This window comes from Oceanobacillus zhaokaii, assembly GCF_003352005.1.
In the GTDB taxonomy this organism is placed as follows: Bacteria; Bacillota; Bacilli; order Bacillales; family Amphibacillaceae; genus Oceanobacillus; species Oceanobacillus zhaokaii.
The window spans coordinates 1,558,576-1,583,571 of the sequence record NZ_CP024848.1; the positions used below are offsets into that span (position 1 = coordinate 1,558,576).

Sequence of the window (24,996 nt, forward strand, 5' to 3'; positions counted from 1 at the left end):
GACATCGCAAATCTATCTAACGAAAGAAAAAATCCTAGGCAAAGGATCTTTTAATTGATCCTTGCTAGGATTTCATAACGGCTTACTAAATTAATTCTTGCTCTCTGCTTTCTCTGCCTCATATCGAATTCTTCCAAGGTCAAGATCTTGTGTGATGTTATTTTTTCCAGTTACATTCTCAAGTAATTCCTTTACATCAATACCAGAAGAAGCCTTGAGTGATTCTTGTAAAGTTGACATTAGATTTGTTGCATAACCGGTAATTTTGTTCGCACCGCCATCTGTACCACTGCTTCCTGTATCAACAACTGTAATCTTATCGATATTAGCAAGTGGGCTTGCAATTTCCTTCGCATATTCAGGAAGCATCTTCATTACCATATCAAGCACAGCTGCTTGCCCGAACTGTTCGAATGCTTCGGCGATTTTTTGCTTCGCTTCCGCTTCGGCAATCCCTTTTAGACGGATAATTTCTGCTTCTGCTTCCCCTTGAGCACGTTCTGCATCTGCTTTTGCTAGACCATCCACGCGAACCCGTTCTGCTTCTGCTTTTGCCTGAGATTCAATGCGATATTGGTTCGCATCTGCTGCAGCAATTTGCTTCGCTTTATCCGCTATTGCCGCTTGTTCAACGGAATAACGGTCCGCGTCCGCTTTCTTCTTAACTTCTGAATCATATTGCTTCTCACGGCGAAGAATTTCTTTTTCTTCTAGTTCTATTTGTTTTTGACGCTCAATAATTTTAATTTGCATCTGTTGCTCTGTAACCTGCTGCTTCGCACGGGCTGTTTCGAAGTCATATGCTTGGTCGGCTCGTGCTTTAGCAATATCTTGCTCGCGACGATACTCCGCAGTCTTTAATTGATTCACTTTTTCCGCCTCGGCAATTTCAGTTGATCTTTCCAGTTCCGCTTTCTGTGCTTCTTTTGCTGCCTCAGCACGTTTAATTCTTGTTTCTTTATCTGCTTCAGCTGTTGCAATATCTGCATCACGTTTTACTTGCGCAATTCGAGGCTTACCTAATGAATCTAGATAGCCATTTTTGTCTTTTACTTCTTTAATTGTAAAGGATACAATAACTAACCCCATTTTCGCTAAATCCTGAGAAGCGACACGTTGCACTTCTTGGGAAAATTTATCACGATTCTTATAAATCTCTTCAACAGTCATTGATCCCAGAATTGAGCGTAAATGACCTTCGAGCACTTCTTTTGCTTCGTTTTCTCGATCATCTCTCGATTTTCCGAGAAATTGTTCTGCTGCTGTAGCGATTTCACTAATAGATCCACCTATTTTAATAATTGCTGTTCCGTCGGCCATAACTGGAACACCTTGTTCCGTATATACCTCAGGAGTAGAGACTTCAAGTTTACTAGATAGTAAGCTTAGTGGTTCCGCTTGTTGAAATACAGGAAGTACGAACGTACCGCCACCGCGAATAATTTTAATTTTATTCCCTGATTCATCTACATGTACATTTTTGCCGCCAAGATAACTACCGGTAACAATTAATGCTTCATCAGGTCCTGCAGTACGATACTTTGTTACAAATACACCAATAAGTGCAACTACGATAAAAATGACGATTGCAATTGCAATCCAAATAAATGCTGAAATACCTAAGAACATAAATTTTCCCCCTTATTATTTTTATTATAAAAATACCATAGCAAAGGTATGATTAACTTAACTGATGGATGTCTAAATTATTTTCATATGATTCTACATACAAGACACCTTTTTCGACATTAATAATAAGTACTTGCTGTCCTTCTTGAATTATCTTATTTTCATAGCATGCGGCAGGCTTTGAAATACGACCGCTCTTACTTTCAATAACAACCTCACCAAAACCATTTTCAGGAATCGATATAATTACTTTGCCTACTCTTCCTTTTAAAGACTCTTCTGTATAACTAAGAGATTCCTCAGCAGAAGACATCGGAATAAGTATGAAGATGTTTAAAAGGGTGACTAATAAAAGTCCAAATAAGATGGATATAATTAATATTAAAATGCTGTTGAGTGTTGTGACACTTTCAAGAATATAGCCAGAAGCTGATGTAAATGTTAGAAATGCCAAAATTAAAACTGGATTAAAAAATCCGAACATCTCGCCAATACCTTCTAATATATCTCCAAAAAAAAGGAAGAGAATGGTTAAGATTCCTGCGATAATAAGTGTAGTAAGGTAAACTGTTTCGATTGGAGTACCAAAAAGAACCATGGAAATCACTCCTCTATATATATTTTAGCTATTAATCTTTATACGGATTTATATTCCAATAGGTTTCAAAAAAGTGGGGGAATTTTTAAAAAATAAATTTGAGTACTATTTTGCAAACTCCTATTAACTATATTCAAGTTAATTCTATATATCAACTTATTTATGGGTAATATTTACTGTTATGTACTAATTAGAAATATCTTTAATTGTCAATGGGGAAATAAAATGTTCAAAATATGTTCATAAATTGTTTGACAAAACTGTGAACAGGGAACATAATAAAGTAAAGGAGCTGTTAAATATGAATGCACATAAGCAAATATTAAAAGTCACTTCATTTATTTGTGGAATATTGATCATCATAGGTACTGCGCTCTTTATGTATGGATACTTTGTGAACGGTTACCAAAATGTTGCTGGTGTTGGAGCAGGGGCAGTTATGGGGGCTGCGTTTATCTTTATCATGGGCGTGTTTCTAGTCGCTACTGAAGAGATGATCGAGAGAAACAGACAAAGAAAACTTTCTTAATGATAAAAAATACGAACATAAAAAAGAGGGCGTCATATAAAATGACGTCCTCTTTAATTTATAATTACATATATCCCCATACCATTGCAAGCAAGCTACCAAAGATTGTAACTAGTGCAATAAATATCGAATAGAATAAACTTGTATAAATCATACCTTTATCTTTACTCTCACCAGCATGCATAAAGATGATTAACTGAACACCTGCTTGAATGAATGCTGTTACTAGCAGAATTGTCATCCCTAATTCAAAGGACATATCCATGAAGTAAACACTAAGTGCAACGACTGTAAGTAACAACGAGAAGACAAACCCATTGACTTGTTTAGCTGGAAATAGTTCCTTCATATTACATCATTCCTTTCAAGTAGATGAAGCTGAAGATGAAGATCCACATTACATCTAAGAAATGCCAATACAATGAGAAAATAAATGTTTTATTTGCTGTTCTAGGATTAAAGCCGTCCTTCTTAATTTGCATCGTGATGAAAATTCCCCAGAATAAGCCAAATGTAACGTGGGCACCATGAGTCCCAAGTGTTGTGAGTAGCATACCTGTGAAGGCACTTGTTTGCAATCCAGCACCAACATGATAGTAATGAATGAATTCATAAATCTCAACACTTAGGAATCCAGCACCTAGCAATAGCGTAATTGCCAGGAAGGTAATCGTTGCATTTTTACGCCCTAGACGCATCGCGTTAACTGCAAGACCAATTGTAAAACTACTTGTCAAAAGTAAGAATGTTTCAATTAAAACAGGTGTGATTTCAAAGATCTCAGCACCAGTTGGACCACTGCCTGTACGATCTGCGTAGATGAAATAGGTAGTGAAGAGGGTTGCGAAAAGCATAATTTCCGCACCAAGGAAAATCCAGAAACCAAGAATATTCATTTCATTTTGTTCTGTACTATATTCAAGAGGCTGCGTGTTATCGATTTTCATTAGTTAGCACCTCCGTTTTTATTTTCCGTTTCATTAATTTCACTTACAGGTATATAATGTCCGTCATCCTTTTCAAATGTGCGGTACACCATACAAGCAAAGAAAGCAATTGCTGAAATGATGACTCCAGCCCAAATGTAGAAAACAAATGAGAATGCAAAGACGAACATAATTCCAGACATAATTATCGGCAAGCCACTGTTATTTGGCATGTGGATTTTTTTAATCTTGCCCTTAAAGATCTGATAGCCTTTTGTCTTCTGATCCCAAAGTGCATCAGATGATTCAACTTCTGGTGTAACAGGGAAGTTATAGCTTTGAACTGGACTTTGTGTAGCCCATTCCAGTGAGCGTGCATCCCATGGATCATTACCGATATTTCTTGGTGAATTTTTAATACTGTAAAGCACGTTATAGACAATAATGATAAATCCAATAGCCATTAGACCTGCCCCAAAGAATGAAAGCATATTTAATGGACCGAATCCAGTAGCCTCAGAATATGTGTACATACGACGTGCTTGACCATCTAACCCCGTAATATACATCGGGAAGAATGAGAAACAGAAACCGACAGTAATAAACCAGAACGCCCATTTACCGATTTTTTCATTCAGCATGAAACCGAACATTTTCGGCCACCAGTATGTTAATCCTGCTAGCATTGCGAATACAACACCAGGAATAATAACATTATGGAAGTGGGCAACTAGGAACATTGTATTATGATACTGGAAGTCCGCACTAGCAACCCCAAGCATAACACCAGTAACCCCGCCGATTGTAAATAATGGAATAAATGCGACAGAATATAGCATTGGTACTGTGAACCTGATTTTACCCTTCCACATGGTCAGCAGCCAGTTAAAGATCTTAATCCCCGTTGGTACGGCAATGGCCATTGTCGTAATGGAGAAGATGCTATTTGTAAATGCATCGTGACCCATTGTAAAGAAATGGTGTGCCCAAACTAAGAATGACATAAGTGAAATGATAACCATAGATGCTACCATTGATTTATAACCATAGAGATTTCTTCCAGAGAAAGTTGAGATAATCTGACTGTAAATTCCAAAAGCAGGGAGAATTAAGATATAAACCTCAGGATGTCCCCAAACCCAGAATAGGTTAGCCCAGTGCATATCCATTCCGCCATCAGTTGATGTAAATAGCGAAGTTCCGAATTGACGATCTAAAGTACCCATTAATAGAGCGATAGTCAATACAGGGAAAGCAAAGACTATAATTGCATTTGTTATAAGAGAAGCCCAAGTGAACATTGGCATTTTCATTAACTTCATGCCTGGAGCTCGCATCTTGATAATCGTTACAATAAAGTTAATACCAGTCATTAATGTCCCAAGACCAGAAATTTGCAGTGCCCAGTTGTAATAGTTAACACCAACAGAGGTACTGAATTCATTACTCGCTAATGGATAATAATTTGTCCAGCCAGCATCAGGTGAACCACCAACTACAAATGAAATATTAAATAGCATGGCACCTGCGAAAAACAACCAAAAGCTAAGTGCATTTAATCTTGGAAAAGCAACATCTCTCGCACCAATTTGTAATGGTACAACTAAGTTCATCATACCGATGATGAATGGCATCGCCATAAAGAGGACCATGACAACTCCGTGAGTTGTAAATACCTCATTATAGTGCTGTGCATCTAAAAATCCATTATCTGGTACAGAAGTTTGTAGACGCATCATAACTGCATCTGCACCACCACGGAATAGCATAAGTAAAGCGGAAATAATATACATAATTCCGATTCGTTTATGGTCAACTGTTGTTAACCATTCTTTCCACAAGTAGCCCCATTTCTTAAAATAAGTAATACCAAAAATGATAGCAAGAACGGTAAGCCCAATGGCTACCATCGATGCATATATCAATGGACTTGGATGGGGAACGGCGAATCTTTCAAAAAACTCCATGTTTATTTATCTCCTTTCGAGAAGCTTGTTGTCTAAATAGCGTATTTAATAAAAATTTTAGTGCTGGTCATGTTCTGACTCTGTGTCAGTATCTTCATGTTCGGCACTATCATGATCTGTTTCAGAAGAACCGTGATTATGTCCACCATTCTCTCCTTCAGGAGCTGGTGAAAAATCTAAATGAGTACCAGTAAATGTCATCTGTCCAAGGTGACCTGGTTCTAGTAATTTAGTAAACTCTTCTTCTGTTATTGGATCAGCTGTAGCGTGAATATCTTCTACCCATGAGTCAAACTCTTCAGGTTCTAGTGAAGTAACGTTAAAGGTATTTTCAGCAAAGCCTTCACCATTAAAGTTAGAATTTCGTCCTACCATTTCAGCAGGCACGTCAGCCACTACATTTAATTTATTCACCATGTCAGCCATCGCATATTTTTGTCCTGCTAGCTGTGGAACCCAGAAGCTTGAGATTGTGCTATGTGAATAAAGTCTAAACTCAACAGGTCGATGAGTTGGAATAAATACATAGTTAACCGTTTCAATATCTTGTTCTGGATAAGCGAAATGCCATTTCCAATCAGATGATGATGCATAAATTACTAATGGCTCTTGATCCTCATAACCCTCAGGTATCGCTTCAACTTGATAAGTCGACATAACAGAAACAACAGATAGGAAAGCAACAATTAATACTGGAATTCCAACGATAATTCCTTCCACAATAGGATTTCCTTCGATATGAGGTGGCTCATAATCTTCAGGCTGTTTCGATGCACGATATTTTACTAGCATGTTAATTAGAAGTACGATAACGGTAATTACGACTACTGCCATTGTAATGATTGAAATCCAAATAACATTAGAAATAGTCGCTGCTTGAGGACCTTTCGTATCGAATACAAGCAATGGCTCACAGCCTGTTAGTATCATGGAAATAGTAAGTAGTCCAAATAATAAGGCTAATTTGATTTTCATTTAAGTAAGAACCCCTTTCTTCATTGTATTTTTATCTAGTATTAAGCAAAATAGCTCTAAAACCTCTTAATATACTAGTATCATATAAAGGAAAAAACAAGACATTGTTAATTATTTCACAAAAAATTCATCTAAATTTGTACGATTTGTGTATGCTTCTGGAATTTTTGCTATTTTTCACGTAATTTATCTATTCGTAATAATTTAACTATTAATGAAACAACTTAATACTAAATTTACAATAAATTATAATTAATTACATAATAGCAAGATATAATAAAGTAAAGAGATATTGAACTGAGAGGAGTGAAAAAGTGACGAAAATATTGCATCAATTTTACAATTTGGAATGCCAGTTAATCCTTTATATCAATCAATACTTCGAAAAGAAACATGTAAATGCTTTTTTTAGATTTATTACTCATCTTGGTGGTGCGAGATTTACGATTATTAGTGTGTTATCCATTATTTTCCTTGCCAATGGATCATTAAGACTGGCAGCAATAGCTAGCGCGATAGCATTAACAATAAGTCACATTCCTGTGGCACTTGTAAAGAAACTATTTCCACGAAAGCGGCCATATTTAGCACTTAATCGTGTCAATGTTGTTGATAATCCATTACAGGATCATTCGTTTCCATCAGGACATACAACTGCGATATTTTCGCTTCTAATTCCGTTTGTATTATTTATTCCGTTACTAGCAATTATTCTATTACCAATCGGTTTTATTGTCGGACTTTCGAGGATTTATTTAGGACTGCATTATCCTTCTGATGTGATGGCAGGATGTTTATTAGGATGTATTACAGGGTTGATTGTATCTCAGTTCATGCTTTAAGACTTAAGATTAAATGTTAGTCGACTTCTTTTGCATAGATAGCTTTATGACAATATTTATTGGGGGAGAATTGCATTGAAAATCGCTATTTTTACCGATACGTATGCACCTGATGTAAATGGGGTGGCAAAAACATTAGAGCGGTTTACATCATATCTCGAGGGTAATCAAGTTGAATTTCGAGTGTTCGCACCTAGAAGTACGGTAAATAAGGATTTATTTTCTAAAGATGTATCTCGTTTTGTGAGTTTACCATTATTTTTATATAAAGAATGCAGTTTTGCAATACCTAATATGCTTCAGATAAGAGAGGAATTATTAGAGTTTAAACCTGATTTAATACATGTAGCAACACCATTTAATCTTGGGTTATGCGGATTACATTATGCTAAGAAACTAGATATTCCGATTGTTGGTTCTTATCACACCGATTTCGATAAGTATTTAGAGTACTATGATTTGCAGTTCTTATCTAAAATGCTTTGGAAGTATATGCATTGGTTTCATCGACCACTCCGTAAAATTTTTGTCCCATCTATTGACACGAAAGAGCAATTACTAAGGCAAGGATTCACTAATTTATCGATTTGGCCACGGGGAGTAGATTGCTCTGTTTTTAATCCAAATTATGACTCCAACATGATACGAGAAAAATACAACATTCATGAAAAATATATACTGCTTTATGTTGGCCGTATTTCACCTGAAAAGGATATCATGTTATTACCTGAAATTAACAAGCAGTTGCTTCCTGCGGTAAGGGATAATGTACATTGGCTAATTGTTGGTGATGGTCCTGTAAAAAAGGAATTAGAGAATTTGAATCTAAATAATATGTCATTTGCTGGATTTTTGGAAAAGGGAGATTTAGCGTCGGCATATGCCGCTTCAGATTTATTTGTCTTTCCATCTGCAACCGAAACCTTTGGAAATGTGGTACTCGAATCGATGGCAGCAGGTACACCGGTAATAGGCGCAAATGCGGGTGGAGTACGGACGATAATTCAGGATGAAGTAACAGGAAGACTGTGCAATGAGAAAGATGTTGGTGCTTTTGTTGAAACTATAATAAGTTTATTGTCATCAGAAGAAGAAAGGAAAACAATGAGCGTAAAAGGAATTAAATATGCACAAAGCCAATCATGGGATGCGATATTCAGCAGGTTACTTGCTGAATATGAAGAAGCGCTTGCTGAAGAAGAATATAGGATTCTTGCTTAATATTCACTAGGCTGTTTTCTGAAAAAGATTTATAAAAAAACTTGGCTGTCACCGAAAGGCTTGGTGACAGCCAAGTTTTCTAATATTTGAGCTTTTACTTTTGGTGTTTTCCAAATTTACTTAAGCTGTTTGTAATCGATGCGAGCGCACCATCACCAGTAACATTACACGCAGTTCCAAAACTGTCTTGCGCTAGGTAGAGAGCAATCATTAATGAAAGCAACGTTTGATCGAATCCAAGCATGCTCTCCAATAGACCTGCTGCTGCCATCACTGCCCCGCCAGGAACACCTGGAGCAGCAACCATTGTTATCCCAAGCATCAAGATAAATTGAAAATACGAGCCGAATGAGGTTGCATCACCATGAAGATACATTACTGCTAGTGAACAGCTAACCAATGTTATTGTACTTCCAGATAAATGGATCGTTGCAAACAATGGAACTGTAAAGTCTGCAATACTTTCTCTGATGTTCAAAGTTTTAGACTGTTTTAAAGTAACGGGGATGGTTGCTGCAGAAGATTGTGAACCAAGTGCCGTGAAATATGCTGGCAGCATTTGTTTTATCATTCTAAAAGGATTCTGTTTACTCATTGAACCTGCAACTGAATATTGAAGAATCAAATAAAGAATATGTAAAATAATAATCATTACAAATACTTTTGCAAATACCGATAAAATTGTAGCAACTTGTCCTGCATGAGTCATATTGGCAAATAAACCAAAGATATGAAAAGGCAGTAATGGAATAATGAATTTCTCAATTACTAAAATAATAATATCTCGAAAATCAATCATTACATGAAGTAACTTATCTCCCTTGATAGCTGCAATACCGATCCCTAATACAAAAGCCAGCAGGAGAGCGGTCATCACTTCCATAGGTGGAGCCATTTCAATCACAAAATATGATTCACTTAAGCCTTTAGAGGGGTCTGTAACAGACTCTAATGTCTGATTGCCAAGTATGTTTGGATAGGCACCTCTTGCCACAAAGTAAGCAATCAATCCCGCTATTATTGTAGAAGCATAGGCCAATATTGTGCTTAGGCCAAGTGTCTTTCCTGCACCAAGCCCCATGGTCCCGATACCAGGAGTTATAAACCCTATAATGATAAAGGGGATAATAAAGCTCAAGAATCCTCCGAACAATCCGTTAAAAGTTGCAAATAGGCGAATAATCCCTTCGTTGACAAACGAGCCTATAAGTACTCCAAGAATAATTGCCAAAATAATACGTCCTAATAGTCCAAATCGCTTCAATCGTTTTCCCTTCCTTCCAAATAAGTATATTTATTCATTCTACATTAAAAAGAGGGGAGTGATCGTTTTTAATATATTCAGTTAAATAAGAAAAACGCACCTGATCGGCTGCGCTTTTCTTTGTCTGTTAGCTCATTCCAAAGGTACCCATACTTCCAGATTTACTGTTTTTGTTTCCACCCATATTAGACATAAATGGGAGCATGTTCTGTACGGTTTGTCCTAGCCCTTGGTCTTTCTTTGTCATCGTATAAAAGGTTGCTGCTCCAACGCCAACTGAAGCAATTAATGGTAGCCACATTCCATTCTTTTCCATCCTTTATCCACTCCTTCAAAGTTGCTGCCAGACATGTATAGAATGGCTTTAATCGGTCAATCTATACTAGGGATTATTTACCAATTGTCGCTGATTCCTCTGCTGCATTTGTGCCTGCAAGTCTCCCAGTTACTAGTGCGGATGTTATATTATATCCGCCTGTGTATCCATGAATATCTAAGATTTCTCCACAAAAATATAATCCATTCATTATTTTGGATTGCATTGTGTTTGGTACAATTTCTTTAATCGAAACACCACCACCAGTTACAAATGCTTTTTCCATTGGCAAAGAACCATTTACATAAAAGGTAAAATTTTTAATCGTGTGAATAATCGAGCGGACGGTTTCCTTAGAAATATTTCCACCTTTTTGTTCGTCTGTTACATTGTTTTGCTCTAAAATAAATGCAAGGAATCGCTCAGGGATAATACCTTTCATTAAGTTCTTGAAAGTCTTTTTCGGATTCTCTTCAATTGACTTTAATATATCTTGGGCCAGTTTTTCTTCATTTTCAGCTGGTAGTGCATCGATGACCATCGGAACTTTGGTTTGCCCCTTCATCAATTCTTTTACAACAAATTGCGAGCAGCGTAATACTGCGGGACCGGATACACCGAAATGCGTAAAAAGCATATCCATTTGATGTGTTATAATCGGTTTATTTCTTTTATTTAATACGGAAACAGCTGCATCTCTAAGTGCTAACCCTTGTAAGCTTTTTTCTTGGATGAAAGCTTCATCAGAGGTTAATGCCACTTCTGTTGGATAGAGCTCTGTAACCGTATGGCCAGCTTTCTTTGCCCATGCATACCCGTCTCCAGTTGAGCCTGTATAGGGGACAGCTTTACCGCCAACTGCAATGACAAGTGCTTTTGTGTCAATATGCTTTCCATCCTTTAAAATGACGGTATGTGCCTTATCACTATAATGGATAGCTTCTACAGGGGTATTTTGTTGTACTTTAACCTGTAATTCATCTAACTTATTTATTAAAGCATTTACTACAGTTTTTGCGGAATTGGAAACGGGAAACATCCTTCCATGATCTTCTTCCTTTAATCCAACGCCCATGTTTTCAAAATAATCAATGATATCATAGTTATTAAACACGGAGAATGCACTATATAAAAATTTTCCATTACCTGGAATATGCTTGATAACTTCTTCTTGCGGCAAGCGATTCGTTACATTACATCTGCCCCCACCTGAGATTGCTAATTTCTTTCCAAGTTTATTACCCTTTTCAAGCAGCAGGGTTTTTGCGCCTTTTTCTGCGGCACCAATTGCAGCCATTAAGCCTGATGGCCCACCACCAATAACGGTTACGTCATATGTCAAATCGATTCATTCCTTTCGTATGTATCTTACACTAAATAAAAGGATTGCTCAATTTCTTAATGGCGGTCGGTTTTAGAGAAAGTAAATTACTATTATGGTGCACAATCATTATCTATCTTCATCCTTTCTATGGTAAAATAACGTTTGAATCTAATAATGTAAATGAAATAAAGGTGAAAAAATGTCGAATATTGTAAGAAGTTCTATGTTGCTTACCGGTGCAACATTTTTATCCAAATTTCTAGGAATGATCTATCTTATCCCATTTAATGCACTGGTCGGTGCAGAAGGTGGTGCATTATACTCCTTTGCGTATGTACCGTATACAATTATGTTAAGTATATCGACAATTGGTTTACCACTGGCAATGTCGAAAATAGTGTCGAAATATAATGCATTAGGTGATTATGAAACTGGAAGACGAATGTTCAAACATGGAACGAACCTAATGTTATTTACTGGAATTATCTCATTCTTAATCTTGTTTTTTGGTGCTGAAATCTTAGCACATGGATTTATAGAAGAGAATTCCAGTAATACAATCACTGTAGCGGATGTTACTAAGGTAATTCGAATGGTAAGCTTTGCTCTAATTATTATTCCAGCGATGAGTATCGTTCGTGGTTTCTTTCAAGGTTATGAATCAATGGGTCCTACAGCTATTTCGCAAGTCGTTGAGCAACTTGCTCGAATATTATTTGTCTTAATTTCTGTGTTTATTGTTATTAAAGTTTTGGGTGGCACGATTGCTACAGCGGTTGGGTTTGCAACGTTCGGTGCATTTATTGGTGCAATTGCTTCAGCTTTTGTACTGATTCTTTATTGGAGATATCGTAAGCCATATCTCGATCGTCAGTTAGAGCATCAAAAATTCTCAAGTAATCACACGACAAAAGATTTATTTAAGGAATTATTTAGTTATGCTGGTCCTTTTATCATTGTTGCTCTTGCTACCTCTTTGTATCAATTGGTCGATCAATTTACATTTCAACGTGCGATGATAGCAGCAGGATTTGAGGATATTTGGGAAGTTGCACTTGGCTCAATCAATACGTATGGTCATAAATTGGTAATTTTACCCGGTACGATTGCAACAGGGCTTTCTTTAGCAATTTTACCAGCGTTAACAAAGACCTTTGCACAGAAAAATATGGTAATGGTACACCAGCAAATTAATCAAGCATTGCAAATTGTACTTGTTCTTGTAATTCCAGCAGTTGTTGGCCTTGTTGCATTAGCAAAAGAAGCTTACGGTGCATTATACGGTTTAGAAGATATTGAGATAACTGGTACATTAATGGCGTGGTATGCACCAGTCGGACTTTTATTTGCCTTATTTACTGTAACAGCATCCATTTTACAAGGAATTAATCAACAGAATTATACGGTGTTTAGTTTATTAGGCGGGCTGCTAGCTAAAGTGTTATTAAATGCTCAATTAATTCATATGTTCGGTGCAAAAGGATCAATAATAGGAACAGCGTTAGCAGTAGGGATTGCTGTAGCAATGAATCTTTGGCGGATTAAAATAGCGGTTAGGTTCTCTTTTCGTCAAATTAGGAAGCGAACATTGCTAATTGGAATATTCTCAGCTATTATGTGTATCGTTATTTGGCTTATAAAGTTAGTTATTGGTATTTTTATTGATTATGAGGAATCACGTTTAGGAATGATAATTATGCTTATCCTAGGAGTCGGATTAGGTGGAGGAGTTTATTTATGGCTCGCCTATTCATCCACTTTAATAGAAAGAGTTTTCGGCGGTCGTGTACCACTTGTTGGTAAGATAAAAGGAAAACTAAATAAATTACGAGCTAGGTCTAATAAATAAGTTGCTTCCTAAATTTAGAACTGCGGTTACTTATCACACCAAATGACATTTGTTAATTCAAATGATGAAAGATAATTCGCAGTTGATATAAAGTATGAACTAGTTACAATAGTGATTTCAGATCTAGACAAGTAGTTGCTATTCACAGAGGTCTTTATTCCTTAACTAAAATAAACTACGATAATTGGTTGAAAAGTAATCCTTATGTCTTGATTCAGTCCTATCTCCAGCGGAAGAAATACACGAAGACTCCTGCGGGAAGAAGAGCCTAGGTGAGACTACGAAGTGCGTCAGCACGAGAAGGCTCACCAGCTCCCCGTGGAAAGCGAAGTGTATTTCTGGAGCGACTGGTCCGAGTGCCCTTATCACATTAAACTAGTTCGAAGTTTATCTAAAAAGGAACACTTTATACAAATGAGTAATCAATAGAAGGGAGGATTATAGTTGCGCCTTGATAAATTATTGGCCAATATGGGCTATGGCAGCAGGAAAGATGTAAAGGCATTAATGAAAAAAAAATTAGTTACAGTAAATGATGCCATTGTTAAAGACGGAAGCGTCCATGTAAATCCAGAAGCAGATTTCATAAAAGTGAATGAAAAGACTGTAACATACAAAAAATATATATATCTGTTAATGAATAAACCTCAAGGCGTTATTTCAGCGACTACAGATACAAGAGATAAAACGGTAATTGATCTTTTAGCGGATGATATGAAACATTTCAATCCGTTTCCAGTAGGTCGACTAGATAAAGATACAGAAGGCTTACTATTAATTACGAATGATGGTGACCTCGCACATCAATTGGTATCCCCGAATAAAAATGTGGGGAAAACCTATTTTGCAAAGATCCAAGGAAAAGTATCAGCAGAAGACGTTGAAAAGTTTCGAAATGGGGTCACACTAGAAGATGGTTATCAAGCAAAGCCAGCTGAATTGACCATTTTAAACAGTGAAGCAGTATCAGAAATTGAAGTAACGATAACTGAGGGGAAATATCATCAAGTAAAGCGAATGTTTGAGGCTGTAGACAAAAAGGTGATTTATTTACAAAGGCTTTCTATGGGGCTTTTAGAACTTGATCGTTCACTTGCACTAGGTTCTTATCGGGAATTGAATGAAATGGAGTTAGAATACTGTTTATCACTTAAATGAGGCTAATTAAATGGAGGTGCTGTTTTTTTGTCTGGAATACCGCATTATTTTATCGCGATTCAATTATCAGAGGCAATACAGGAATATTTCTCCAACTGGGAAGGAGAATTAAAACAAAGACTACCGTATAAACAATGGACAACAAAGCAAGATTTGCATATTACACTTAAGTTTCTTGGTCCTGTAGACGATAATAAATTAAGCACTTTGAAAAGCGAGCTAGCCAATAATCTTAATGATATAGCAAAAATATCTATACTGGTTGGCACTATTGGGACATTCGGAAAACCTGATAGACCAAGAGTATTATTTGCAGATGTTCAAAAAACGTCTTCATTATTAAATCTACAAAAGAATGTGGAAAAATCAGCAGGAAATGCAGGATTCATAAAGGAAAAACGGCCATACAAACCCCACATAACCTTGGCAAAAAAGTGGAATGGAGAAGAAAATCAACGGTTCAGTGAATTGCTGGATGTTCAAGATAAAAAGTATCGCGAGTTGCAGAGTATGCTTATAGAAGAAGTCGTTCTGTTCAAAATACACCCAGAACAAAATCCTAAATATGAAATTATTGATAGGTATATACTTAAATAAAGGCTGTGGAGGTGGTTAGTATTGCTCAATTGATAAAACTACAGGATTATATTTCGCGTTATGAATGGGATACATACAGATACCCCACGCAGTATATAAGATTAAAAAATGATAATTGGAAGAAGCTTTATCAAAGATGGACCGATCCTGAGACGGAGAATGCGAAAATTGATGAGGTAATCCCAGAATTTGAATCAACCAAATCAAGATTTGCAAAAATAAAAAACTTGGTAAAGAAAAATAAAGTCATAGAACAAACGGAGCAACCGATTGAAAGAAAAGAAACCATTACCTTACCTGATACAGAGGAAGAATTGAAGCAATTTTTTTTAAACAAACTTTTTTCCTTTCAGCTAAAGTGGGCGACATCAACGGTGACACATATCTCTTTCGTGGATGAAACTTATTATCGAGATTCACGGTTAATTTATTTATTACAACGATTTCCAGATACTTTTCTTATCATGTACCATCCGATATTTAATATAAAAAATGCGCCGATGGAGTCAGAGATAATCTTGATAACACCTGTTGGGGTTGAAATTATTTATATTATTGAAGAAAAACCTGATGCAGTTATTATGGCTGGTGATGAGCGGACTTGGTCAATTAAATATAAAACCGGTGAATCGAAAATGTTAAGCCCATTAATTGCCTTAAAACGAACAGAGAAGGTTGTTAAAAGCATCCTGCATTCATATGATATCGATGACTTTGTAGTTAAGAAAACGGTATTATCCAAAACGAATGCAGTTCTATTTGCTACCGAACCTTACCAAACGAAAATTATTGATAAAGATAAGTATAAACGGTGGTTTGAAGCAAGACGCCGATTATCATCTCCACTTAAAAATAGACAATTGAAGGTTGCGGAATTATTATTAAGACATTGCAAATCAACGTCGATGAGGCGACCGGAATGGGATGAAGGGGGCAATCCCTCTATGTTTGTCGACTTGGAGGATTAAGAAATGCACATATTTATTATTAATCCAAGGGCTGGTAATGGGCGTGCAAAGCGAACCTTTTCAAAAATTACCAAGAGCGAGCTCTATCAAAATTTAAAAAGTACTTACTACTTTACGAGATATCCTGGTCATGCAGAAGAAATTGCGAAACACGTTAGTGAAGATTCTGAGCCTGAAGCTATCATCGTCATTGGCGGAGACGGTACTATTCATGAAGTACTTAATGGGTTAGAAAATAGTAGTGTTCCAGTTGCTTTTATTCCAGGAGGTTCTGGTAATGATTTCGCAAGGGGATGTAATATTAAAGGTTCACCAGTAGAAGTCTTACATGATATTATTAAAAGTAAGAAAGATAGTCCATATTGGATAGGAAATTATAAACAGGATGATATGCCTGTAAGAAAATTTGTAAATTCGATTGGTTTCGGATTTGATGCACAAATAGCGGATACAGTTAATAAATCATTTTATAAAAATATATTTAATCGTTTAGGTATTGGCACATTCAGTTATGTAATTGCACTTATTCAAGTATTAATACATTTTAAACCAATGACTATTGTAGTCGATATTAATCAGCAAAAGAGAAAAATTACTAACTGCTGGATGGTCACTACAGGGAATCATCCTTATTATGGCGGGGGCATGAAGATAATGCCCAATGCAAAAATTCAGCCAAATATTTTACCAATTTTAATCATTCAAGATATTTCAAAATGGAAGGTGCTATCATTATTTATCACCGTGTTTATTGGGAAACATCAGATGTTTAAAGAAGTGGAAATATTAGAAACAACTGGGTTTACAATTGTTTCTGATCAGGAACTGTTTTATCAAGTAGATGGTCAGACAGATACTTGCAGGACTTGTATTGTATCTAAACAAGAAGAAGTCGTTAAGTTGAAAGGGACAAACATAAGATAGACAATGGAATAATAAGTTTACATGGTTGTAATTTATCTTTGTAACCTATAAAATATGTAAATGAATGCTAATTTTGAAAGATGTGAAGAATATATGTTGGAATGGCTTGAGCGTGCGTTAGGGGATGGCTGGAAATTAACACCAGCTGGTGGATTAACAGGGGAAGCATTTTTCGCTACAAAGAATGATAAACGATTATTCTTAAAACGAAATTCTTCACCGTTTTTAGCTGTACTCTCTGCTGAAGGTATTGTCCCCAAACTAATATGGACTAGACGGATGGAAAACGGGGATGTAATTACTGCACAAGAATGGCTTGATGGAAGAGAATTAAAGCCAGCAGATATGCAACATCAACGCGTAGCAAATTTATTAAACAAGATTCACCATTCCACTGAATTATTGCACATGCTCATGCGATTAGGAATAAAGCCAGTGACTTCAGAGGATATGTTTATTAAGATACAGGAACAAGTAAATAGATTAGAACTGCTTAATCGTTATGAAGATGTTAGGTTGGCATTAACCTATCTTGAACGACTATTACCTAAGACACGTAATCAAAAACTAGTTGTGTGTCATAGTGACTTAAATCATAATAATTTATTGCTATCTAAGGATGGAAAGATTTATTTAATTGATTGGGATAATGCATCGATAGCAGATCCAGCCTCCGATTTCGGGATGGTGCTTAAATGGTACATTCCCCGAGAAAATTGGGTTGAATGGCTAGAAAAATATGGAGTGGCAAAAGATAACTATCTGCAGGAACGCATGTATTGGTATCTTTTGCATGATTCACTCCATTATTTATGCTGGCATTTAGAGCGTAAGGAACCAATTAAAGTTATGGAAAGATTAAGGGACTTACATGAATTAAATGAACAAGTGGAACAGCTATTTAGTGTCTAGTTGTTCTATTGCACTTATCCAGGTTTGAATATTATCGATATTAGTTGTAATGTGCTCCGGTACATTTTGGGCGATTTCGCCTTCTCTTCCGTAATTGTAAATTTCCGGAAGCAGCTGTAACAATTGATCATCTGTAATCTGGTTATTTGCCATCATATTTTTGACAAGACGTTTTATTTGCTGGTATTCCGATACTTCACCAGTATTGTCACCAGCCTGTTCGTCTAAAATGTCCTGTAATAATGTTAATAGATTATTTACATTAAGTGTCATTAGAAATCACCTCATGGCACTAGTTTTCATCATAATTATTTTTTTATACAAAGTTTAGAAGTAAAGAGAGGTAAAATCATGCGTCAACGACATAAACCTTGGGCAGATGAATTTTTACAAGAAAATAATCATCTTGTTGTCCCAAGGGCAACAGATCATCGCCAGAATTGGCAAAAGGTATTTGGGAATGATAAGCCAATCCACTTGGAAGTTGGTACTGGAAAAGGACAATTTTTAATTGGGATGGCAAAACAATATCCAGAAGTAAATTTCATCGGAATTGAGATTTCAAAAAGCGTTATCGTTTCAGCAGCAGAAAAAGTGTTAGCTTCTGGATTAGATAATATTTTATTATTAAATGAAGATGCCAGCGACCTGCGTGAAATGTTTGGAGAAAATGAAATAGCTACTCTTTATTTAAATTTTTCAGACCCATGGCCAAAGAATCGCCATGAGAAAAGAAGATTAACATACCAGTCATTCTTAGAGCAATACGAAGAAATACTTGAGCAGGATGGGGAACTTATCTTTAAAACGGATAATCGAGGATTGTTTGAATATTCGCTTGTTAGCTTCACTGACTATGGTATGAAATTGCAGGAAGTAAATCTAGATCTACATGCGATTAACGATGAAACAAATGTCATGACGGAATATGAAGAAAAGTTCTCGTCTAAAGGACAAGTTATTTACCGCTGCAGGGCAAGATTCGGTAATAGTTCAATCTAATTGAAAAAGCTGTCTCACAAGGAAGTTTATGCAACCTGTGAGACAGCTTTTGTATTTATATTAATTAAAATTGGGCGGCTAAATGTAAGACACCATTCTAAGCTAATTTCTGGCCGCAGTTAGGGCAGAAGTTTGCTCCAGTTGCTTTTTCTCCGCAGTTCGGACAGAAATTAGGTTTTTTTCCATTGTTGCTCGGAATATTTTGATTTGTTTGAGTAGTGGCTTGTGAATTGGACTCTTGATTTTGTTGTCTCATATTTTTCATCATTTCATTTGCAACATTCATCCCCATCATCATACCAGTCATATCGGAAGCTGTGCTTCCGCCCTTAACTTTTCCAGAAGCAATCCCGTCTGTCATGGAGACCTGTTGGTACTTGCCAAGGTCTCCAATCATGCCGTGTGAAGCAGACTTGGTAATCATCTTTTGGATTTCCTCAGGATAATTGAAGCTCATAATTGTAAAGCCAGTTATAGACATCCCATTATTCATAATTTCCATGTCTAGATCTTCCTGAATCCCTTTTGCTATTTCATATGCATTTGATTGTAAGTTAAACATATCTTTACCTTCCTTCGTAATCCACTTCATTAGAAGTTGATCAAGAATAGAAGTAATCCTTATCTTAACGTCTTCAACTAGATAAGTTCTTTTTACACCCGCAATATTATCAATTAACGAGATGTAATCATTTACTTTAAAGTTGAATGTTCCATTGGCTCGAATTGGAATGCCACCAGGAAGGGTAGGGGAGGGAATATTGATTGGATTTTTTGTTCCCCATTTAACGGTAAATTCTTTCGTATTGACAAATAGGACTTCGACTCGAAGGCCAGAATTAAATCCAAAACGGAAACCTTTTAATGTTGACAAAAATGGAATGATTTCAGATTCGATGTTATATTCGCCATCATCTTGAAAAATACCTTCAATTTTACCGTTATTAATAAATATTGCATCTTGACCGGGACGGATAAATAATTTACTGCCTTTTTTTATTTCTCTATTTGTCCATTTCCAGAAAATCATGTCATCTCTAAATTCTTCCCATTCTACCACATCAGAAAATTGGCTGCTAAAAAATCCCATATATTCATTCATTCCTTTCTCAATTATCTTTCATGTATTCTTTGTCACTGTTTGATAAAACGAACTAACTTTCTAGATCACAGCTACGGAAATACACTACGCTTTCCGCGGGGAGCTGGTGAGCCTCTTTGTGCTTGCGCACTTCAGAGTCTCACCTAGGCTCTTCTTCCCGCAGGAGTCTTCGTGTATTTCCTTCCTAGATGAGTGCAGAAACACCATAAAAGAATGACGTCTTGTGAATGGCAACTTCTCTACAGATTAAAAATCAAATTATGACTAGTTCGCACTTAATATCAATTTTTTAATTTATTATATTAATTGTAAAAAAATATTCGAAAACAACGGTATTATTAAAAACTTCCACGGCTTCCGCTATGTGAGTGGCCGCCGCCGGTTCTTCCGCCTCCACCGCCACTGCTTTTATTATTTGATGGTTTTCTTGTTTTGGTTACTGCTGTTCTTATATAACGATCTTTTCTTCTGTTGACTTGTGCTGTATTTAAATAGGTTCGTTCATTAACGGTTACTCTTCCACCTGAATTGAATGCCATTAGACCAACAATGATTGCTGCTAAGGCAATCGGTGCTAGGATTTGAAACCAGAGCTTGAAAACAAACAGTTCAGGGTTAATCCAAGGGCTGATTCCCATATAATAAGCTGAGGTTTCCATAAAAGTAGTGAATGCGTCGTAATAGTTTCCATTTGATAAATCAGGCATAATCTTATTGCGAATTTGATTTAATCTGCTATCGCTTAAATATTCCTCTGCTTTATAAAATCCAGCTAAATATACATCTCTGCTCTTCATATCAAGTGTTAAAATTGCAGTATTACCATGTGGCTTGTCGTAACCTAGTGCTTGTGCATCGTAGAAGTCTTGCATATATGGGACAATATCTTTGTCCTCTGTATCATTTGTAGTTAAAATGACAAAGTCTGTTTCATTTTCAGAACCATATTCACTGGCCAATTTTTCTAATTGACTCTTTTCTTCCTCAGTTAACAGGTTAGCATAATCATAGATTCTTTGCTTTGAATCTGTCGCTGCTAAGGTCCCACTAGGTAATAATGCGAAGAAGAATAGGAGAACAATAAATGAAAAAATAAGCGAGAAGGATAATTTTCTCTTCATTTATAACAAACCTCCTAATAATAGCCATTGAATTACCTTGAGTGTAATAAAACCGCCACCAGCAATACTTCCGAACCAAGCAGCAATTCTACCGAAACTAAGAGGGGGTTTGCCAACTACTTTTCCTGTTTGCCCATTCATTGCAAAAATATGTTCTGACTTATTGTAATCGTAATAAAACATCCAGACAGGCAAAAGTACATAATAACTATTCTTGCTCTTCGTATTAATTCTTTTATTATTATATCTTACAGATTGATAGCCTGAAATCGTAGAGTGAATATATGAATCGATGTATTTATCTACTTTAGCTTTCACTCTTGGCAGCATCTCATTATCATCATAATTGTATTTCTCTGCAATATAACCAGCTAGGTAGGGCGTTTTAAATTCCTTTAAACTGTTGTAATCAAATGGTTCTAGTTTATCCATCAGTTCATCATTTAATTTTTCAGATGCATCGACAGGTACTTTTTGAAAATTAAGGTCGATATCGCGGTAGATATCGTAATATTTGGTTTCTGTATAGTTATAATCTCCTCTTGAATAGGTTCTAACCTTAGTACCAACCGCATCAACCTTGGCATCACTGTTTAAATCGTATAACCAAAAAGGGACGTATATCCCAGTTATACCTTTAATGCGGTTTGCTTCCATAAAATCTTTAGGCGTTAGTCTTCCATTTTTACACCATTTCTGAAAGGCTGTTTTTGCTTCCTCTTTACTAATGGTAAAGGGAAGTACTCTGGCAGGTGCTAATATTCCGGATAAGCGATCACCGAGAACTACGGCAGCACCACAGAAACTGCAGGAAGTAGCGGTAGTATCGGCATCAGTTATTATAACGGCACCACAATTTTCACATTGGTACTCTTTTGCCTCTTCATCTGAAAAGGTCTTTGTAATATATTCGTCAGAAAATCCCTCAATATTGTCAGTTCTGCCACAACTTTGACAAGTTAGCAGTCCGCTTTTACTGTCAAAAATCATTTCCCCACCACAGTTAGGACATTTATATTGAATTACCATCGTTGTTTTCCCCCCTAAAACTAGCGGAATTGCGGTTTTTATTTTCCGTCCCCTAATTGTTCTTTTATATTATTTAATTCTACATCAATATCAAGTTTATTTTCCTTGGTTACTACTGTTCTATCCAACTCTTCAAAAGGATCTTTCCTTAACTCGGCAAGAGCCGCTGCTTCGTCTAAGGCGAAATTCGCTTTTTCCTCCATATCATTAAAAGCGGATGAGTTGACTCTTTGTTGAGATTTAGCAGCCATTGAATTGCCTTTAATTGCTGAAAATTGAGTTTCTAACAAATGGATATCAGTAGAAAGTTTTTCACGGAGTTGTTTCATTTTTATTGAATTGGCCGAGGCTAAATCATATGAAGCTTGCAACTCTAATTCTTTTGTAGCAAGTGCAGATTTTCGTTCAAGGAAATTCCTTGCCTGATCCTCATTGCCATTCTCCAATGCTTTTACAGCATATCGATGCATTTTATTTATATCGGATTTGCATTCATTAAGTGCTCTTCTTGCCCGTTGTTCCTCAGCTAAGACGGAAGCTGTTTCTGCTTTAACTGCACCAAAATCAAGATTAAGTTTTTTTAAGTATTGATTAATCATTTTTTCAGGGTTATCCGCTTTGTCAACTAATGGATTAATATTGCTTGCCATGATATCTTTGAATCGCTTCAAAATTCCCATGCACATCCTCCTTCAAAAATAAATACGTAATAAAATATGTATGCTTCTGCAATAAAGAAATATTTATATTCCACTGGTAATACGGTTAAATCTGGATAAAGTTTCACTTCATTATAGCAAATTAATGAAATGGAGAAGTTTCGAATCACTTTCTCCTAATTGTGGGAATTTTGAATTAGAGGTTGCTCAAACATAGGAGTTATCCGTCCAAGGCCACTTGTCGATCGAGTCCTACCTAAGCCGCTCCACCACCGATTAATGCTCTTAATCTATTCCAACAATATTTACATAGTTATCTCATCATACTGCTTCGGATGGTCATTTTACTAAAATAAATAAAGAAAACACCAGTACTCTGAATAATAATAATTCGAGGTACTGGTGTTTTGTATATATTGTATTAATTATTTGTTACGGTCATTACGATTACGGTTACGATTATTATCGTTTTGTCGGTTGTTTCGATCTACATTCCCGTCTAAAAACTCTTCCGCAAATTCCACGTTATCAACTTCTTGGTTTTGCTTATTATCGTTACGGTTGTTGCGGTCATTACGATCGTTACGATTGAAATTCTTTTGGTCGTTGTTCATCTAAATACCCTCCTTTTTTTAGGCAAAAAAAGAACATCTTAGAAGCAGTAATGTCTTCATTTATTTGTTCTTCGAAAGTGTAGGTTCTTGCCTACAAAATATATATTGCCCCTTTTTTTAAAAAAAACACCATATAAATTAGGTAATTTTAATTATGGATTTTGTCAATAATATTCACTAGTTGTAACAATACTACACTCTGAGGTGAAAAAATGTATAAGTTACTAACACATAATGACTTAGATGGGGTTGGCTGCGGTATTTTAGCGAAAATTGCTTTTGGTAATCAGGTGAAAGTCCGCTACAATTCAATTTCAAGTCTCAATGCGCAAGTTGAATGGTTTTTGGAAAATGATAACAAGGAAACATTTTTATTTATTACCGATTTGTCTGTAAATGAAGAAAACGAAAAAAGAATCGATGAATTTTTCATAGCTGGAGGGAAAGTACAGCTAATTGATCATCATAAAACTGCGCTTTCGTTTAACGAATATAAGTGGGGAAGGGTCATAGTTAAAAATGAAGAAGGCAGTTTAACTTCAGCGACTTCTTTATTTTATGAATATCTTGTTGAGCAACAACTTATGGAGTCTTCAACCGCTGTAGCAGAATTCGTCGAACTCGTTAGACAGTACGATACATGGGAATGGGAAAAAAATGATAACCAAAAAGCTCGCCAGCTTAATGCGCTCTTCTTCCTAATTTCGATTGATGAGTTTGAAGAAATAATGATCAATCGTCTTATAAATAGTGAACATTTTTACTTTGATGAGTTTGAAGAGAAAATATTGGATATGGAAGATGACAAAATTGAACGCTACATTCGCCGTAAAAGAAGGCAGCTTGTCCAGACCAAAATAGGCAAACACTTTGCTGGTATTGTTTATGCGGAATCGTATCACTCGGAGCTTGGAAATGAACTTGGAAAGGATTATCCCCATCTTGATTATATCGCTATATTAAATATCGGTGGAAAAAGAATCGGTTTTCGAACGATTCATGATGAGGTTGATGTATCTGAAGTTGCTGGCCATTACGATGGGGGCGGGCATGCAAAAGCCTCTGGTTGTTCTTTAACAGATGAAGCATATAAATTGTTTGTTGCTGATACGTTTCACTTGGATCCAATACGAGAAGATGCGAAACGAAATAGATATAACTTAAAACGATCTACTTTTGGTTCACTATATAAAAACAAAACAGAAGATATCTTTCTTCTTTACCCTTTAAACGAATATGAATGGGTGATCGAATATAATAAAATAAAGTTGGAACAAACCTTTACAAGTTTCGAGGAAGGGGAAAGCTTCTTAAAAAGGAATTATGAAGCTTGGCTTGTTAGGGATGATACGTTTGTTGAGTATTTAAAGAATAAGGTGAGAAATGTGGAATGATTTTCTAAATGACGTTTGTAACGAGGCATAATAATTAACTCATAAATAGGCACGATTCAGGAAAATAAGAATCGTG

The 24,996-nt window shown here is 36.1% G+C and carries 26 protein-coding genes; 11 read left to right on the top strand and 15 right to left on the bottom strand.

Features of this window, described 5'->3' with window-relative positions; genetic code table 11:
- Positions 1–90: 90 nt before the first annotated feature.
- Both CUC15_RS07915 and CUC15_RS07920 read right to left on the bottom strand, forming a co-directional pair.
- On the bottom strand, positions 91–1,629 hold the full coding sequence (locus CUC15_RS07915; RefSeq protein ID WP_114916135.1) for a flotillin lipid rafts scaffold protein FloT: 1,539 nt from the start codon (positions 1,627–1,629) through the stop codon (positions 91–93).
- 52 nt (positions 1,630–1,681) lie between these two features.
- Positions 1,682–2,227, bottom strand: a complete 546-nt coding sequence (locus tag CUC15_RS07920) for an NfeD family membrane protein (protein WP_114916136.1) — start codon at positions 2,225–2,227, stop codon at positions 1,682–1,684.
- A 301-nt stretch (positions 2,228–2,528) separates the two neighbouring features.
- Between CUC15_RS07920 and CUC15_RS07925 the strand changes: the two genes are divergently transcribed.
- On the top strand, positions 2,529–2,756 hold the full coding sequence (locus tag CUC15_RS07925) for a hypothetical protein (RefSeq protein ID WP_114916137.1): 228 nt from the start codon (positions 2,529–2,531) through the stop codon (positions 2,754–2,756).
- Positions 2,757–2,820: 64 nt separating this feature from the next.
- Here the strand turns inward: CUC15_RS07925 and qoxD are convergent, their stop codons facing one another.
- Genes qoxD through qoxA form a run of 4 tightly spaced genes read right to left on the bottom strand, consistent with a single transcriptional unit; the run spans position 2,821 to position 6,624 of the window.
- Complete coding sequence (gene qoxD / locus CUC15_RS07930; RefSeq protein WP_114916138.1) at positions 2,821–3,105, bottom strand: cytochrome aa3 quinol oxidase subunit IV; 285 nt, start codon at positions 3,103–3,105, stop codon at positions 2,821–2,823.
- Between the two features lies 1 nt (position 3,106).
- On the bottom strand, positions 3,107–3,703 hold the full coding sequence (locus CUC15_RS07935; RefSeq protein ID WP_114916139.1) for a cytochrome (ubi)quinol oxidase subunit III: 597 nt from the start codon (positions 3,701–3,703) through the stop codon (positions 3,107–3,109).
- Positions 3,703–5,649, bottom strand: a complete 1,947-nt coding sequence (gene qoxB, locus CUC15_RS07940) for a cytochrome aa3 quinol oxidase subunit I (protein WP_114916140.1) — start codon at positions 5,647–5,649, stop codon at positions 3,703–3,705. Before qoxB ends, CUC15_RS07935 begins: the two co-directional genes overlap by 1 nt.
- A 57-nt stretch (positions 5,650–5,706) precedes the next feature.
- Entirely contained in the window at positions 5,707–6,624 is a 918-nt protein-coding gene (gene qoxA, locus CUC15_RS07945) for a cytochrome aa3 quinol oxidase subunit II (RefSeq protein WP_114916141.1), read from the bottom strand.
- A gap of 314 nt (positions 6,625–6,938) precedes the next feature.
- On the opposite strand from qoxA, the gene CUC15_RS07950 reads away from it, so the two are divergent.
- Together CUC15_RS07950 and CUC15_RS07955 are read left to right on the top strand one after the other, a co-directional pair.
- The gene (locus tag CUC15_RS07950) at positions 6,939–7,466 is read left to right on the top strand and encodes a phosphatase PAP2 family protein (protein ID WP_114916142.1); all 528 of its coding nucleotides are present in this window, start codon (positions 6,939–6,941) and stop codon (positions 7,464–7,466) included.
- A gap of 75 nt (positions 7,467–7,541) precedes the next feature.
- Entirely contained in the window at positions 7,542–8,687 is a 1,146-nt protein-coding gene (locus CUC15_RS07955; RefSeq protein WP_114916143.1) for a glycosyltransferase family 4 protein, read from the top strand.
- 94 nt (positions 8,688–8,781) lie between these two features.
- Here CUC15_RS07955 and CUC15_RS07960 read toward each other — a convergent pair whose 3' ends face one another.
- From CUC15_RS07960 to CUC15_RS07970, 3 genes are all read right to left on the bottom strand, one after another.
- Positions 8,782–9,951, bottom strand: coding sequence for a dicarboxylate/amino acid:cation symporter (locus CUC15_RS07960; RefSeq protein ID WP_114916144.1), 1,170 nt, complete (start codon positions 9,949–9,951; stop codon positions 8,782–8,784).
- 127 nt (positions 9,952–10,078) lie between these two features.
- A complete protein-coding gene (locus tag CUC15_RS07965; protein ID WP_114916145.1) occupies positions 10,079–10,267 on the bottom strand; it encodes a hypothetical protein in 189 nt (62 codons plus the stop codon).
- A 73-nt stretch (positions 10,268–10,340) separates the two neighbouring features.
- Positions 10,341–11,609: a BaiN/RdsA family NAD(P)/FAD-dependent oxidoreductase gene (locus tag CUC15_RS07970; protein WP_114916146.1), complete on the bottom strand. Its 1,269-nt coding sequence runs from the start codon at positions 11,607–11,609 to the stop codon at positions 10,341–10,343.
- A 181-nt stretch (positions 11,610–11,790) separates the two neighbouring features.
- On the opposite strand from CUC15_RS07970, the gene CUC15_RS07975 reads away from it, so the two are divergent.
- From CUC15_RS07975 to CUC15_RS08000, 6 genes are all read left to right on the top strand, one after another.
- Positions 11,791–13,440 (top strand): putative polysaccharide biosynthesis protein, encoded by a 1,650-nt coding sequence (locus CUC15_RS07975; RefSeq protein ID WP_114916147.1) that lies wholly within the window; start codon positions 11,791–11,793, stop codon positions 13,438–13,440.
- A gap of 444 nt (positions 13,441–13,884) precedes the next feature.
- Complete coding sequence (locus tag CUC15_RS07980) at positions 13,885–14,598, top strand: pseudouridine synthase (RefSeq protein ID WP_114916148.1); 714 nt, start codon at positions 13,885–13,887, stop codon at positions 14,596–14,598.
- 27 nt (positions 14,599–14,625) lie between these two features.
- Complete coding sequence (thpR, locus tag CUC15_RS07985) at positions 14,626–15,195, top strand: RNA 2',3'-cyclic phosphodiesterase (RefSeq protein WP_114916149.1); 570 nt, start codon at positions 14,626–14,628, stop codon at positions 15,193–15,195.
- A gap of 29 nt (positions 15,196–15,224) precedes the next feature.
- Complete coding sequence (locus tag CUC15_RS07990) at positions 15,225–16,163, top strand: NERD domain-containing protein (RefSeq protein WP_242985974.1); 939 nt, start codon at positions 15,225–15,227, stop codon at positions 16,161–16,163.
- Positions 16,164–16,166: 3 nt separating this feature from the next.
- The gene (locus tag CUC15_RS07995) at positions 16,167–17,087 is read left to right on the top strand and encodes a diacylglycerol/lipid kinase family protein (RefSeq protein WP_114916150.1); all 921 of its coding nucleotides are present in this window, start codon (positions 16,167–16,169) and stop codon (positions 17,085–17,087) included.
- 93 nt (positions 17,088–17,180) lie between these two features.
- Complete coding sequence (locus tag CUC15_RS08000) at positions 17,181–17,999, top strand: phosphotransferase family protein (protein WP_114916151.1); 819 nt, start codon at positions 17,181–17,183, stop codon at positions 17,997–17,999.
- On the opposite strand, the gene CUC15_RS08005 is transcribed toward CUC15_RS08000, so the two are convergent.
- Complete coding sequence (locus CUC15_RS08005) at positions 17,985–18,272, bottom strand: YtzH-like family protein (RefSeq protein WP_114916152.1); 288 nt, start codon at positions 18,270–18,272, stop codon at positions 17,985–17,987. The two genes, CUC15_RS08000 and CUC15_RS08005, sit on opposite strands and share 15 nt — an antisense overlap.
- 78 nt (positions 18,273–18,350) lie before the next feature.
- Between CUC15_RS08005 and trmB the strand changes: the two genes are divergently transcribed.
- A complete protein-coding gene (gene trmB, locus CUC15_RS08010; RefSeq protein ID WP_114916153.1) occupies positions 18,351–19,001 on the top strand; it encodes a tRNA (guanosine(46)-N7)-methyltransferase TrmB in 651 nt (216 codons plus the stop codon).
- 97 nt (positions 19,002–19,098) lie between these two features.
- Here the strand turns inward: trmB and CUC15_RS08015 are convergent, their stop codons facing one another.
- From CUC15_RS08015 to CUC15_RS08035, 5 genes are all read right to left on the bottom strand, one after another.
- Complete coding sequence (locus tag CUC15_RS08015; protein ID WP_114916154.1) at positions 19,099–20,091, bottom strand: SPFH domain-containing protein; 993 nt, start codon at positions 20,089–20,091, stop codon at positions 19,099–19,101.
- 350 nt (positions 20,092–20,441) lie between these two features.
- The gene (locus tag CUC15_RS08020; RefSeq protein ID WP_114916155.1) at positions 20,442–21,224 is read right to left on the bottom strand and encodes a TPM domain-containing protein; all 783 of its coding nucleotides are present in this window, start codon (positions 21,222–21,224) and stop codon (positions 20,442–20,444) included.
- Complete coding sequence (locus tag CUC15_RS08025; RefSeq protein ID WP_114916156.1) at positions 21,225–22,253, bottom strand: TFIIB-type zinc ribbon-containing protein; 1,029 nt, start codon at positions 22,251–22,253, stop codon at positions 21,225–21,227. It abuts the gene before it with no gap.
- Positions 22,254–22,291: 38 nt separating this feature from the next.
- On the bottom strand, positions 22,292–22,933 hold the full coding sequence (locus tag CUC15_RS08030; protein ID WP_114916157.1) for a PspA/IM30 family protein: 642 nt from the start codon (positions 22,931–22,933) through the stop codon (positions 22,292–22,294).
- Positions 22,934–23,337: 404 nt separating this feature from the next.
- The gene (locus CUC15_RS08035) at positions 23,338–23,526 is read right to left on the bottom strand and encodes a hypothetical protein (protein WP_114916158.1); all 189 of its coding nucleotides are present in this window, start codon (positions 23,524–23,526) and stop codon (positions 23,338–23,340) included.
- A 212-nt stretch (positions 23,527–23,738) separates the two neighbouring features.
- Here CUC15_RS08035 and CUC15_RS08040 point away from each other — a divergent pair, with 212 nt between their 5' ends.
- Entirely contained in the window at positions 23,739–24,920 is a 1,182-nt protein-coding gene (locus tag CUC15_RS08040; RefSeq protein ID WP_114916159.1) for a DHH family phosphoesterase, read from the top strand.
- The last annotated feature ends 76 nt before the right edge of the window (positions 24,921–24,996 follow it).

Bases quoted from the DNA above. Each gene is read 5' to 3' on its own strand.
- CUC15_RS08035 (WP_114916158.1), bottom strand. From the start codon at position 23,526: ATGAACAACGACCAAAAGAATTTCAATCGTAACGATCGTAATGACCGC.
- CUC15_RS07965 (WP_114916145.1), bottom strand. From the start codon at position 10,267: ATGGAAAAGAATGGAATGTGGCTACCATTAATTGCTTCAGTTGGCGTT.
- CUC15_RS08015 (WP_114916154.1), bottom strand. From the start codon at position 20,091: ATGGGATTTTTTAGCAGCCAATTTTCTGATGTGGTAGAATGGGAAGAA.
- CUC15_RS07995 (WP_114916150.1), top strand. From the start codon at position 16,167: ATGCACATATTTATTATTAATCCAAGGGCTGGTAATGGGCGTGCAAAG.
- CUC15_RS07925 (WP_114916137.1), top strand. From the start codon at position 2,529: ATGAATGCACATAAGCAAATATTAAAAGTCACTTCATTTATTTGTGGA.
- CUC15_RS08020 (WP_114916155.1), bottom strand. From the start codon at position 21,224: ATGAAGAGAAAATTATCCTTCTCGCTTATTTTTTCATTTATTGTTCTC.
- CUC15_RS08025 (WP_114916156.1), bottom strand. From the start codon at position 22,253: ATGGTAATTCAATATAAATGTCCTAACTGTGGTGGGGAAATGATTTTT.
- CUC15_RS08005 (WP_114916152.1), bottom strand. From the start codon at position 18,272: ATGACACTTAATGTAAATAATCTATTAACATTATTACAGGACATTTTA.
- CUC15_RS07935 (WP_114916139.1), bottom strand. From the start codon at position 3,703: ATGAAAATCGATAACACGCAGCCTCTTGAATATAGTACAGAACAAAAT.
- CUC15_RS07915 (WP_114916135.1), bottom strand. From the start codon at position 1,629: ATGTTCTTAGGTATTTCAGCATTTATTTGGATTGCAATTGCAATCGTC.
- qoxA (WP_114916141.1), bottom strand. From the start codon at position 6,624: ATGAAAATCAAATTAGCCTTATTATTTGGACTACTTACTATTTCCATG.
- CUC15_RS08030 (WP_114916157.1), bottom strand. From the start codon at position 22,933: ATGGGAATTTTGAAGCGATTCAAAGATATCATGGCAAGCAATATTAAT.
- CUC15_RS08000 (WP_114916151.1), top strand. From the start codon at position 17,181: ATGTTGGAATGGCTTGAGCGTGCGTTAGGGGATGGCTGGAAATTAACA.
- qoxD (WP_114916138.1), bottom strand. From the start codon at position 3,105: ATGAAGGAACTATTTCCAGCTAAACAAGTCAATGGGTTTGTCTTCTCG.
- CUC15_RS08040 (WP_114916159.1), top strand. From the start codon at position 23,739: ATGTATAAGTTACTAACACATAATGACTTAGATGGGGTTGGCTGCGGT.
- CUC15_RS07975 (WP_114916147.1), top strand. From the start codon at position 11,791: ATGTCGAATATTGTAAGAAGTTCTATGTTGCTTACCGGTGCAACATTT.
- CUC15_RS07920 (WP_114916136.1), bottom strand. From the start codon at position 2,227: ATGGTTCTTTTTGGTACTCCAATCGAAACAGTTTACCTTACTACACTT.
- trmB (WP_114916153.1), top strand. From the start codon at position 18,351: ATGCGTCAACGACATAAACCTTGGGCAGATGAATTTTTACAAGAAAAT.
- qoxB (WP_114916140.1), bottom strand. From the start codon at position 5,649: ATGGAGTTTTTTGAAAGATTCGCCGTTCCCCATCCAAGTCCATTGATA.